11 protein-coding genes, 1 tRNA gene and 1 pseudogene are annotated in these 12,631 nt (G+C 38.5%); 5 read left to right on the top strand and 8 right to left on the bottom strand.

The window, feature by feature from the left end; all coding sequences use genetic code 11:
- Positions 1–38: 38 nt before the first annotated feature.
- Positions 39–878, bottom strand: a pseudogene (locus MN869_RS19165) (phage late control D family protein); the annotation flags it as partial.
- A 24-nt stretch (positions 879–902) separates the two neighbouring features.
- On the bottom strand, positions 903–1,880 hold the full coding sequence (locus MN869_RS19160) for a hypothetical protein (RefSeq protein ID WP_243309117.1): 978 nt from the start codon (positions 1,878–1,880) through the stop codon (positions 903–905).
- Positions 1,881–2,195: 315 nt separating this feature from the next.
- Here MN869_RS19160 and MN869_RS19155 point away from each other — a divergent pair, with 315 nt between their 5' ends.
- A complete protein-coding gene (locus MN869_RS19155; protein ID WP_243309115.1) occupies positions 2,196–2,522 on the top strand; it encodes a gamma-glutamylcyclotransferase family protein in 327 nt (108 codons plus the stop codon).
- 100 nt (positions 2,523–2,622) lie between these two features.
- Positions 2,623–2,698 (top strand) — tRNA-Thr (locus MN869_RS19150).
- 9 nt (positions 2,699–2,707) lie between these two features.
- Here MN869_RS19150 and MN869_RS19145 read toward each other — a convergent pair.
- The 4 genes from MN869_RS19145 to MN869_RS19130 all read right to left on the bottom strand — a co-directional run bounded on the left by MN869_RS19145 (position 2,708) and on the right by MN869_RS19130 (position 6,565).
- The gene (locus MN869_RS19145) at positions 2,708–3,130 is read right to left on the bottom strand and encodes a GFA family protein (protein WP_243309113.1); all 423 of its coding nucleotides are present in this window, start codon (positions 3,128–3,130) and stop codon (positions 2,708–2,710) included.
- Between the two features lie 7 nt (positions 3,131–3,137).
- Positions 3,138–3,965, bottom strand: coding sequence for a class I SAM-dependent methyltransferase (locus MN869_RS19140; RefSeq protein ID WP_243309111.1), 828 nt, complete (start codon positions 3,963–3,965; stop codon positions 3,138–3,140).
- Between the two features lie 2 nt (positions 3,966–3,967).
- The gene (locus tag MN869_RS19135; protein WP_243309109.1) at positions 3,968–5,266 is read right to left on the bottom strand and encodes an FAD-dependent oxidoreductase; all 1,299 of its coding nucleotides are present in this window, start codon (positions 5,264–5,266) and stop codon (positions 3,968–3,970) included.
- A 432-nt stretch (positions 5,267–5,698) separates the two neighbouring features.
- Positions 5,699–6,565 (bottom strand): pirin family protein, encoded by an 867-nt coding sequence (locus MN869_RS19130; protein WP_243309108.1) that lies wholly within the window; start codon positions 6,563–6,565, stop codon positions 5,699–5,701.
- Between the two features lie 285 nt (positions 6,566–6,850).
- Here MN869_RS19130 and ycaC point away from each other — a divergent pair, with 285 nt between their 5' ends.
- A complete protein-coding gene (gene ycaC, locus MN869_RS19125; protein WP_243309107.1) occupies positions 6,851–7,477 on the top strand; it encodes an isochorismate family cysteine hydrolase YcaC in 627 nt (208 codons plus the stop codon).
- A 69-nt stretch (positions 7,478–7,546) separates the two neighbouring features.
- The gene (locus MN869_RS19120) at positions 7,547–8,473 is read left to right on the top strand and encodes a LysR substrate-binding domain-containing protein (protein ID WP_243309106.1); all 927 of its coding nucleotides are present in this window, start codon (positions 7,547–7,549) and stop codon (positions 8,471–8,473) included.
- 7 nt (positions 8,474–8,480) lie between these two features.
- Here MN869_RS19120 and MN869_RS19115 read toward each other — a convergent pair whose 3' ends face one another.
- Positions 8,481–9,401: a LysR substrate-binding domain-containing protein gene (locus tag MN869_RS19115; protein ID WP_171550968.1), complete on the bottom strand. Its 921-nt coding sequence runs from the start codon at positions 9,399–9,401 to the stop codon at positions 8,481–8,483.
- 136 nt (positions 9,402–9,537) lie between these two features.
- On the opposite strand from MN869_RS19115, the gene MN869_RS19110 reads away from it, so the two are divergent.
- On the top strand, positions 9,538–10,215 hold the full coding sequence (locus MN869_RS19110; RefSeq protein ID WP_243309105.1) for a hydrolase: 678 nt from the start codon (positions 9,538–9,540) through the stop codon (positions 10,213–10,215).
- Positions 10,216–10,665: 450 nt separating this feature from the next.
- Here the strand turns inward: MN869_RS19110 and MN869_RS19105 are convergent, their stop codons facing one another.
- Entirely contained in the window at positions 10,666–12,582 is a 1,917-nt protein-coding gene (locus MN869_RS19105; protein ID WP_347709340.1) for an AAA family ATPase, read from the bottom strand.
- Positions 12,583–12,631 lie beyond the last annotated feature (49 nt).

Here is a 12,631-nt window from a genome sequence, read left to right as displayed (position 1 = left end):
TTCAATGGTGCGATTTAATCGGCGAATCATACTGGCATATGCGAACTCAGTACTGATCCGCTGGCATCTTCTTGACTTAAGCTATCCGCTTGCCAACGTTGTACATGGATCGCTGTAGGCTGTAAGCTACGTTGTGCGATAAAGCTGGTGATGCTGTCATACTGCTCTGTTGCATTCGACCTATGGTAGCGTATGCTTCGACGTTCAATGGCTTTAAATTGGGCATTATCATCGACTAAACGTAATTTTTGTGCTTCAATACTTTGGCTATTACTTGATACAATATAACTCGCTTCATCAATGAGCCAATTAATCGATTCTTCGCGCATTAATCGAGTTAAATATGCATAATCGCTTTCGTTTGACTGCATCGAGAATGGACGGATATCATAAGACTTAGTTAGACCACTCGTATCTAATTTTAGACTTGAAGCAAATAGAGCACTTTTAGACTGCCATTCTTTGAAAATTACTTCAATAATTTCAATAACATTCTTATTCATAAACACACGACTATTACGTCGCTTATGCCATAAGCTAGTTGGGTCTTGCATGGTCAAGCGATATAGACTTAAAGCACCGTCAGATTGTCCTTGAGAAGCACCTGTAATAATGCCAGTCGTTCTAAACAATCTGCCTGAATCAGTGACCTGATTAACTGCTATTTGACAACCAATGAATTGTTTAAGTTCTATGAATGGGTTCGTTGATAGGCAGATCAATTCTGCTGACATTCCTTCATTAATGCCATGAAAGCCATCAATACGTTGTAGCATAATCTGTGAATTAAGTTATGCATTTGAAAATTGAGCACTGATGGCACGTTTTTGTGTTCCAAAGCCTAACTTATCCAAAATGCCAAAAATATTATCCAACATTGTTATTTATTGCCTTATTCTTGATCAAAGAAAACTACCAGAATGATTTGTCTGTTTCAATTCTGAATGAGTTTCGTTTTGTTTTAATTCAGTTAGAAGGTTGCGGTAGCTTCTTATTACATGTCGACCAATTTGATATTTTTTTTGTAATTCGACAATTGTCATGGTTTCGAGATCAGATTGATGTTGTTTTACCCAATTTATTTTTTGTTGAGTATGTGAAATATTAAGTATTTTCCTTAATTGGGCTCGACATCCACTTATAAAAAACTTGTTCGTATTAAATTTTTGCGCAATTTTTTCCAATGGAATATCAGTTCGCAATAACTCAATTTGATGATCAAGTATCCACTGCCTCTTGTCATTTAAGTGCTGTTGCCATTGTTCGGATTGAGTCGGTATATTTTTTTCTTGGCATACTAAATCATGGATTATTTTTGAAATATAGTATGAAAAGCCAAATTGCTTTTCAATCTCTTTAATATCAAGCCCAGACACCTTTTCTTTATTTTCCTGAAACCATTGAATATGTTTTCTTTCGCAAGTTGATTCACGTTGTAGCTGTTTACGTACAATACCATGATGGAGTAAACGGTTTGTATACGAAACGATTTGGGACTTTGTAAGACCATATTTTTGAGATAGTACTTCATAACTGTCATAAAGAATTTCATCTTGGTGTTCAAGAATCCATTCAAAATTGTATGTTATGGGATGGGATAAGAAGAATCCAATCGCTTTTCTAAACCGTCGAACAACAGGCTCAGAAAAACCTAGCGTATTCGTGATGTGGACAATACTATGTTGTGTTATATATTCTGCAATTTCATTGGTTAAAATATAATAAAAATTAGCTTGCCCACCATTTTGAGGTGTTTCAGCATATGGCCATCCTTTATAAACTATGATGCCTGCTTGAGTCTTGTATTCTTCGTATACATCCCAATATTCACCATCCCAATCCTTGATAGTTTTAATTTTAAAATATTTATATTTTCCCATTATTTTATTTCACTGCTCGCAATCAAATATAAAACCATATCCACCAAAATTTTTAACGATTTTAATACTAACGGACATTCATTTTAGAAATCAACAATTGACCTAATATGCAAAATAAACCGACCTATTTGGTATAAGTTTTTAAATTAAAATATGAGGTATATTTTAATTGAGTTAGAGGGTGAAAATTAAACACTCACATAAATATCAACAGACAAAAACTTACCTAGAAAAGCAGAATTATTTTATACTCTGGGATACCCGATCCTGCCCCATTTCTGCTAGTCTATTTCTTTTACTTTCCTCGCTTTCACTATGCTCAGTTTATTTGTTTACGGCACTTTAGGACCAAACCGTCCCAATGCTCATATCATGGAAAATATTGGTGGTACGTGGGCAGACGCACATGTATTTGGCACCCTCAAACAACAAGGTTGGGGCGCTGAATTGGGCTTTCCAGGCATTGTGCTGGATCAAAGCGAAAATCAAGTCTCTGGCTTTGTGTTTTTCTCAGACAATCTAGAACAACACTGGCAAGCACTGGATGAATTCGAAGGTGTAGGCTATCAACGCGTGCCTGTTAAAGCGTATTTAAGTACAGGTGAAGTGATTGATTCCTTTGTCTATGCACTCAATAGCTAAGCTGAAATTGGCGAAAATTCGACAAACGAATTAAATTTATCTGATTGCTCATTTTTTCGCTTGTTTTTTTAAACAGATTCTGTAGAATTCTCGCCACGTTGCCGGCATAGCTCAGTTGGTAGAGCAACTGACTTGTAATCAGTAGGTCCACAGTTCGAATCCGTGTGCCGGCACCATTTCTCGCTTTACTCTCGTTTCTTCCCCATCATTTTTTCAAAATGCGAAATATTCGGATTTAATAAATCCCATTCATTTGCATGACTCACAAAACATTCTGCTTGCGGTTGATACAAATTTGGATCATCCAAGGTTCCTGCACGGATTGAAATCATCTCAGGTACGAGTTCGGGTAAGCCAAACATTTGCGAACCACAATTAGGGCAAAAGGCACGGCGGATCGGCTTGCCTGATAAACCCAAAGATTCAAAATATTTCAGCTCACCTTCAATTTTCAATTCAGATTGATGAAAGAAGGCAATCGGCGCATAAGCACTGCCTGTGGCTTTCTGACAATCACGACAATGACAATTAAAACCATAACGTGGCGCAACCTCGGCCTGATAGCTCACTGCCCCACACAGGCATGAACCTTTATATTCATTTGGCATCTTGTTCTCACTTTTTTACTGCACTGATTTGAATATAACGTACTAATCCATCTTGGTAGAGTTTTCGGCACAACTTGGCAGTCATGTTTATTTTGAGTTGGGCCAAATCAAACGCTGATTTTTCATTTTTTTGTGTTTCGATATATTCCGCAAAACCATTCAACACCGGCTCAGAAAAATCCTGAATTTGAATATCAATAAAACCATACTGCGCCAAAGTCTGCGCAAGCTGTTGCTGATCCATCAAATGCTGCCAATTCACATCGGCACTTTTTAATAGATAGCGATACTTTTGTTTTTGTAGATAAGAACACTGTAGCCAATTTTCCGACCACATTAGCGTGTGAAACGCAATTCTTCCTTTTGAATTCAAAACTGGAGTTGTAGATTCAAGAAATGAATTCAAATCACTGTGATAAGCCGCATCTATACACAGCACCACATCAAATGAATTCAAAAGTTGCAGAGTTTTTAAATTCAAAAAAGATCCACAATGAATTTGCACTTGCGGCAATTGTTTTTGAATTCGTTTGACGCAATCAGCTTGTAGCTCAACCGCACTGAGCTGTTGAATTTGATAATGCTGGAGCCAGTGCAACAGACTGGCGCCTTGTCCACAACCCAGATCTAAAACACGATCGGTGGATTCCAGTTGAATCGATTGCGCAATTTGATCGGCCAGACTTTGGCAAGCCTGTGGATAACACTCATGTTGGCCTTGCCAAAAGCCTAAATTACTCCAAGCAAGCCATGCATCATCACCGAGTCGTTTGGCATCAATCGCATATTTATGCCCAATGACTTTTTCAATCAGCGCTTGCTTGAAGGTGGTCATGCTTAATAACCGAGTTCAGGCGCAACTGTGACTTTTGGCTTTAATCCAACAAAAGGTACGGCTGCACCTAAGATTTCAGAAATATGCATCGCTGATGTCACAGCAGATTCTAAAATTGGCAAGCCATCACATGACCATGAACCGCAATAAAACACTTTACGGTTTAAATCCAAATGACGTTGCTGAATTTGTTTATTCAAAGCCACGGTTTCTGAATCAACCACTGCACGGGTGAGTTTGACCTTGGAAATGATTTTCTTCGGATCGATATCAATCACCGGACACCACGTCTGGAACACGGCATTTTTACCCACCAAGCTGGGTTCAATCGCATTAATCCAAACCGTAAATTGCTGACGGGTAAATTTACGATCCATCATATAGCTCAATACTGCCCAATCTTTACGGCGTTGCGGCATCACAATTGGATCGGTATGAATCACCAAATCACCCTGCTCAAAGCGGAATTTTTTCAGTAAGGCAATGTCTTCAGCAAACTGTGGTTGCTTGAGAAAACCTTCAATCACAGGGGTTGGCGTGGCAATCACTACACGATCAAATAACTGGCTCTCACCTTGCGCATTTTCCACCCATACCTTATCGCCCTGCTCTTCAACTTTTTGAACAGGCGAACCACTATGAATTTCAATGCCTTCAATCAAGCGATTGACCAGTGCAGGCGTTCCGCCTTTCATCCGCAATAAGGCTTCACCCTCAGTCAACTGGCGGATAAATTCCAGTAAAGGTTTGGCCGGCCATTCACCAATGGTTTTGGGATGGCAAGTACAAATGGTATACAGCACTGGCATCACCGTGCCATGCCAAAACACTTCCTCAATATGATATTGATTCATGAATTCAGCTAGTGTGATGTCTTGATTATCCGATTTAAAAAATTGGTGTACCGCAGTTTTCAGCTGCAACATGCCTTTGACCAAGCGCCAGCCATATTGCTGAATGCCTTTGCGGTTATTGATAATCGGGAAATTGCCGATACGGCTGCGTGAAGTGGTGAGCCATGTATCTGTTTTATCTTCAAATAACCAACTGCAAGCCATAAAGGTACGGACTGGAAAAGTTTCAATTCCAAGGTAACTGGCCAAACTTAAAGTATTTTTCCAAAGCTTGGGGTTCATCACCCTTAAAGGCGCATCAATGATGCCACCATCAAAATCAATACTATGACTATCCATGCCTCTGCCTGCGAGTGCTTCGAATATAGTCACCTTATGCCCTGCATCATGTAGGATTCTGGCTGAGGCAAGTCCTGCCATTCCACTGCCAATAATTGCAATATCCAAAATTATGTCCCATCAGTTGATGATTTTTCTTGATTATGACCGATAGTTAAGCGAAACGCGGTATTAAAAAATACCAGATTGAAGGCTTCTGCCAGACTTTTGTCGTAATATCGTTGTTGGATTCTTGTTACATTTTATCACAAATTGCATTTCTATCTTAACATGATGAAAAAATTAAACTTATTAAATTTTAGGACACAAAAACATACAGAACATTCTATATTTTTTCATTTTCAGCGCTTTATAGCCTTTGCAAAGCCCAATATTAGTGCTATTTTTATTAAACAATAACGAGAACAAAGTCACATAACAAGCTGAATAATTATAAGTGACATAATATTAAAAAAATCAATAGAGGACCCTTACAGCGAAAGCCTATCACTCTAACGGAGTGATAGGCTTTCTTATATAAACAACTGATTTAAATTACAATTAAGCTTGCATTGAACCAAATTTACCGCTGTTGAAATCACGAACTGCCTCAACGATTTCCGCTTTGCTATTCATGACAAAAGGTCCATAACCTTCAATCGGTTCATTCAGTGGCTGACCAGTCAAAATCAGGAATTTACTGTCTTGTTCGGCCTTGATGCTAAAGTCAATTTCTTCACGGCTCAGCACCACCAAACTCGGCGCTTCTATGCTTTGGTTTTCATTTAAGACCACCTGACCAGAGAGCAATACCAACAATGTGGTATGACCTTCAGTCGTATAAAAGGTATGTTCCTGATCTTTTACAATCATGCCATCCCAAACATTGACTGGACTAAAGGTGGTTGCTGCACCCTCGGTGTCTTGATATTGACCTGCAATCACTCGCATCTCACTACCCGCATCATCCAATTTAATATGCTGAATTTGATCTGCTTCAATGGCTTGATATTTTGCTGGCGTCATTTTGGAATGCGCTGGCAAATTAACCCACAACTGAACCATTTCAAACAAACCACCTTGATGGGCAAATTCAGGCGAATGGAACTCTTGATGCAAGATACCTCCCCCTGCGGTCATCCATTGCACATCACCCGCTTTGATGGTTCCACCTCCGCCACTTGAGTCTTTATGCGTCACTTCACCTTGATAGGCAATGGTCACGGTCTCAAAGCCACGATGTGGATGCGAACCGACACCATGTTGTGCTGTGGTTGGATTAAAACGGTATGGTGCAGCATAGTCCAAGAGGAGGAATGGGCTGAGGCTTTGACCTAAGCGATCATAGGAAAATAAGTTATACACTGGGAAACCATCACCGACCCAGTGCATGTGTTTGTTTTGATACACACCCAGAATTCTTTTCATTTGGTTTCTCCTATAGAGTAGAAGTTCTGTTCTTGGGATCTATTTTACGCCTCAAATAGGTGTGCTTATAGCCTCAGAATGGCAACACATTATTCTACATATAGGACAATTAAAAATTAAAAAGCGAATTAATCTCTAAACATTATCAATCATCCCATTTTTGATATTGTTTATCTCATTTTTTGCGCTTCATCTACATGAAAAATTTAACTAGCATAATTTCAAGCACTACGGAAATTCACTTTCTTTTCCGTATTCTTTTTACAAAAACATGAGGATACAACAATGGCTAAAGACTATATTCGCCTAGACAAAGACAACGCAGCCGTACTTTTGGTCGACCACCAAGCTGGCCTCCTTTCATTGGTTCGGGATATTGATCCAGATAAATTTAAAAACAATGTTTTGGCATTGGCAGACGCCGCAAAATACTTCAACTTACCGACAATTCTCACCACTAGCTTTGAAAATGGCCCAAATGGTCCACTGGTTCCTGAACTGAAAGAACTGTTCCCAGATGCCCCTTATATCGCTCGTCCAGGCCAAATCAATGCTTGGGACAATGAAGACTTTGTTAAAGCGGTCAAAGCAACAGGTAAAAAACAATTGATTATTGCCGGTGTGGTCACGGAAGTCTGTGTCGCATTCCCAGCCTTGTCTGCACTGGCAGAAGACTTTGAAGTATTTGTGATTACCGATGCTTCAGGAACATTCAATGCCTTAACCCGTGATGCGGCGTGGGATCGTATGTCTCAAGCAGGGGCACAATTGATGACCTGGTTTGGGATGGCCTGTGAACTGCACCGTGACTGGCGCAATGATATCGAAGGCTTAGGTGCTTTATTCTCGAATCATATTCCGGATTATCGCAACTTGATGACCAGTTATTTCACCAATAGCTCAGAAAAATAAATAAGGCCCTCGGAAGATGAGAAGAGTTAATGCTATTCTCATCTTTTGTTATTTCGGATTCGCTTTGCCTTGATTAACTCATTTGATGACTTTCATTATTTCTATTTGGTGGTGAAACACGGCGGATTTAGTGCGGCCAGCGAAGCTGAAAATATCAGTAAATCCAAACTTAGCCGTCGTATCATTGACCTAGAACATAAATTTAATGTCAGCCTGATCCAACGCACCACCCGTCATTTCAAAGTCACGGATTTAGGTCAAGAGTTCTATGAAGAATGCTGCAAAGTGATTGCACAAGTCGAATGTGCCGAAAATGTCTTGCTCAAGCAGAAAAATGAACCACAAGGCATGGTCAAAATCAGTTGCCCACCGTTAATGATGCATTTCCAGATTCGGAAATTACTCAATCAGTTTTTAAAAGCCTATCCCAAAGTTGAAATCTCTTTAGAATTGACCAGCCGTCGTGTCGATGTGCTGCATGATGATATTGATATCGCGATCCGTACCAGTTTTGAGCCCAATCAAGATTCCAGTTTAATTGTCCGCGATGTGATTCGGACTGAGCATTGTCTGGTGGCGGCGCCCGAATTATTGCAAGGTAAGACCATTACTCATTATTCAGAATTACAGCACTATCCGAGCGTGGCCTTGGGTATTCAAAAACACCAATATTATTGGCATTTATGTCATGTCGACCATGATGAAACTGTAGATGTACCTTATCAACCGCGGGTCAAAAGCAATGATTTGGCTGGGGTTTATTATGCGGTCCATGATGGTTTGGGTATTGCGGACCTGCCTTATCTCACGGTGCAAGCCGATATTCAAAAAGGTAAACTGATTCACCTATTACCCGAGTGGAAATCCAATCGGGGCACCGTACAGCTGGTCTATGCCTCGCGCAAAGGCCAACGTTTAGTAGTCGAAAAGCTGATTGAGACCCTGATGGAGGGCCTGAGAGAATTGGCAAAAACTGACAGTGGCTATTCTTTATAGTGCAGTATTAGTAAAGCACTGAATTGTGTTGTTTCAGTTCTGCAAATTTCTTTACCAGAAAATCAATCAATAATTTCATCGATGGTAGCAATCCTCGTCTAGAGGTATAGACCAAATGAATCAGCTCAGGTTTAGGCTGCCATTGGGGTAGTACATGAATCAAACGCCCTTGTTTAATGTCTTCAGCTACCATCAATTCGGGTAATTTTGCCACGCCCAAGCCTTGCAGCGTGGCTTCTCTAAGCGCAGTCAAATCCGTGGTGGTCAGTCGTGGATGACATTGGACTTTGAGTTCTTGCTGATCTTGGGAGAATAACTGCCAAGCATATTCAGGCGCAAAAGACTCCATCATCAACACAGGGAACTGCGTTAGTTGTTGTGGCTCATGGATTGAATAAAACTGATGTAACAAGTCTGGACTGGCAACAATCAATTGTCGTGCCAAAGCCAGTTCTCGCACAATCAATTCACTGTCGGCTAAGGGTAAAGGACGAATCCGTATCGCCAGATCAAAACGCTCATTGATTAAATCAACACGGCGATTGGTGGCTTCGACATGCAGACTGATTTTGGGATAAAGCTGCAAAAACTCATTCAGCATTGGACTAATATTGATATGCAATAAATTGGTCGGGCAAGACAGCTTGATCAATCCACGTGGCTCGGCGGTTAAAAATTCAATCGCTTCTTCGGCAGCTTCCGCTTCAATCAACATGGCCTTGCAATGCTGATAATAAATTTTCCCCACCTCGGTAATTGACACCTGTCGGGTGGTTCGATTGATCAGCTTCACTCCCAGTCGATCTTCCAATTCGGCAATACGACGGCTCAGTAAAGACTTGGTCACCATCAATTCCTGACTAGCTGCTGAAAAACCACCGCAATCGATCACTTTCACAAAGAAATATAAGTCATTTAAATCTTTCATGTTATTTGCTTGACCCGTCAATGATGACCACAATTGTTCTTTTGACATGACAATATATCCTATTACAGATATTTTTCACCCACCGTCCTGTCTATATCATCAATTATACCCCCTAAGACAAGATGAGGATACAACAATGACAATGCCAGCAAACTTCAATGGTCAAGCACCTGTTATCGATGTCAATGATGCCGTGATGCTGTTGATTGATCACCAAAGTGGTTTATTCCAAACCGTCGGCGATATGCCAATGCCTGAATTACGTCAACGTGCAGCAGCCTTGGCCAAGATTGCCAGTTTGGCCAACATTCCAGTAATCACCACCGCGTCTGTACCGCAAGGCCCCAATGGCCCTTTAATTCCTGAAATCCATGCCAATGCCCCGCATGCCCAATATGTGGCACGTAAAGGCGAAATTAATGCATGGCATAACCAAGACTTTGTCGATGCCGTTAAAGCGACAGGCCGTAATACCCTGATTATTGCAGGAACCATTACCAGCGTGTGTATGGCTTTCCCTGCGATCAGTGCCGTTGCCGAAGGTTATAAAGTCTTTGCCGTGATTGATGCTTCTGGAACTTATAGCAAAATGGCGGAAGAAATTACCCTAGCCCGTGTGGTGCAAGCTGGCGTGGTGCCGATGGATACCGCAGCTGTGGCTTCTGAGATTCAACGCACGTGGAATCGTGATGATGCATTGCAATGGGCACAGGTCTACACCCAAATTTTCCCTGCTTATCAGTTATTGATTGAAAGCTATAGCAAAGCCCAAGAAGTGGTAACCAACCACGAAACCTTGGACTCTACTCGATAAAAACGTCCCCAATAAAAAAGGCATAAAACTAAGTTTTATGCCTTTTTTATGTCTATTCTTTGCAGTTAGAACGGATATATACACCAGTAATAAATAAAATATTAAATTACAATACATTAATAAAAAATGTTAATAATTTTGTTAAATTTAATTTTTAAAACTTAACAAAATTATCTCTTGCCAATCAATGCAACTAATATTTCAGAAAGACATCTCAATATAAAAAAGCAAACTTTGATAGATCTTTATTGAAAGAGCAACAAGACCCAATCATGAACGCAAATTATCGATACCTGAAAAAGATCTTAGAAAGGCACAAGCTATTTTACGAGTTTCTCAAACTAGCAAAGCAGAAGCCACAAAATATTTTAGTATGAACAGGTTTAGATTAAATAATGCACTGACTAAAGTAATAGATTTACCCTATCAGGTAAATCTATTAAGCCAAGACTATTTGAGATTTTTATTGACCTCTTTAAAGATAGTTTCAAATCTTGATAAAGTAGCTTCTGAAAGGTTGTTAACAAAATCCTTGTTACTAGCGAACTCTTTTGCTGGCAAATAGTGATTAAATCTAGATTTTTTAATAACTTTATTGATTCTTGATAATATATCTTCAATTTCTGTACTTAATTCTTCCACCTTAATTTCAGTATAGGTAGATGAGAGAGAAATATTAAATAGTTGAAGATATTCATCAACGGTAAAAACATCCTCAATATCAGCTTTTTTTCTATTATCAAGATAATCATGAAAGAATTTTATATTTTTATCAGATATAATTTTTTGTATAGTTAGACTATCAAATCTTGCTTGCGACTTTTGATCAGTAAATGAATCTAAAAGACAGAAAATTGATAGTTTTGAACCTCGAAGTAATGAGATAAAACTAGCAACTTTATCTAAGCCACCTGTAGGTACAATTGTAATATCCTCATTTAAACCAGTTCTGTTATTCGCATTCAAATATTCTGAAATTGTGGTTAAATATAGTAAATCCGAGACCCCTTCAACTAGTAGATTCTTTTTAGAAATGAATAAATTCTGTGCAACATCATATCCTAAAGCAGCTTGTAAAGGGAAAAGAGTATTAGGATCTTTTTGTTGAATACTATCACTAACGATAGAGCTATCGGAGTCACTAAACACCGTTCTGACACGATTTAATTTCGTTGTTTCTACCATAAATGGTGAGTGAGTTGTATAAATAACTTGATATTTATCAACTAAACTCTCTAAAAAACGTAGTAAATCTGCTTGGGCAGTTGCATGTAAGTTAAGACCCGGCTCATCTAGGAGTAGGATATATTTTGAATTTGAATCAGCTTGAATTTTATTAAACCAAACTAAGAATGAAAAAAACCAATTAAACCCTTTGCTTCTATTCTGGAGAGGTAAAGAAACTCTAGTTTTTGAGTTTTTTACACGAATGTCTAAAACATGTTCAACAATATTTGTATCGACTGTTGTTGCATTACCATAATTTGTATTTACGTGTCTTTGAGCAGTAGCTGTTTTTTTATCAATTTTAAACTCGATATTTAAGTCCTGATTTGCAGACCAATATTGGAATAATGTGTCAGAAATCAAAGCTTCAGTTGCTTCTAATTCTGCAATAAAATCCTCAAAATCATCTGTATTAATAATATCATTGATATTTATATCTGCTAAATCTAAAAGTGCTTTTGCTGTTTTTAGATCATCCGATAGTTCCACACCCTCATCTAAAAAATTTTCTAGTACAATTCTGGATGGAAGTTGGTAATATTCATCATAATAAATGAACTTTGGTAGATGCTTTTTTATTAAACTAGTATAAACATATCTTTCAATAAAGCTGTTCCATGTAGAACTTTTAAAAAAATATTTTTTCAAGGGTTCTAACTTGTCTGAATCTTCGGGAAATCTTGTTAGTAATTCATCAAATTCTGATATAGTTAAGGTTGATTTAAGCTCTTTTTTTAGACTGTCATTAATACTAGAGAGATTATAGTGTTTTAAAAAAGCTTCAAAATTTATCGAAACACCACTGATTAGAGTAGCACCATCTTTGTAAGAGCTTGTCACCGTAATCTCATCTTTTCCCTGCCAAGTACCTTTTCCTAATAAGTGTTCAATAAAATCAATAAGTTTTTTTGAAAGTTTATACCTACAAATAATAGCATTAGGATTTTCATCTGACTTATTAATGCTTTTTAATTCTTTACGTGGATAATCTAGTGTTTGATTAAACTTGAATTTCTCATCAGTTTCAAAATAATTAGTTTTTGCTAAACATTCTAAAATAGAGGTTTTTCCTGATTCATTCATTCCAACCAGTACAGTTATATCATGGCAGAGTAAAACTTGAAGTGCGACATAAACCACCTAATTAATTTAAAGGGTTTATGGAGTATATAAAATTGTCATACCATCA

Source organism: Acinetobacter sp. NIPH1876, assembly GCF_022808535.1.
Taxonomy (GTDB): Bacteria; Pseudomonadota; Gammaproteobacteria; order Pseudomonadales; family Moraxellaceae; genus Acinetobacter; species Acinetobacter higginsii.
Note: the sequence above shows the minus strand (reverse complement) of the source record. Positions and strands in the feature narration are given on the sequence as shown.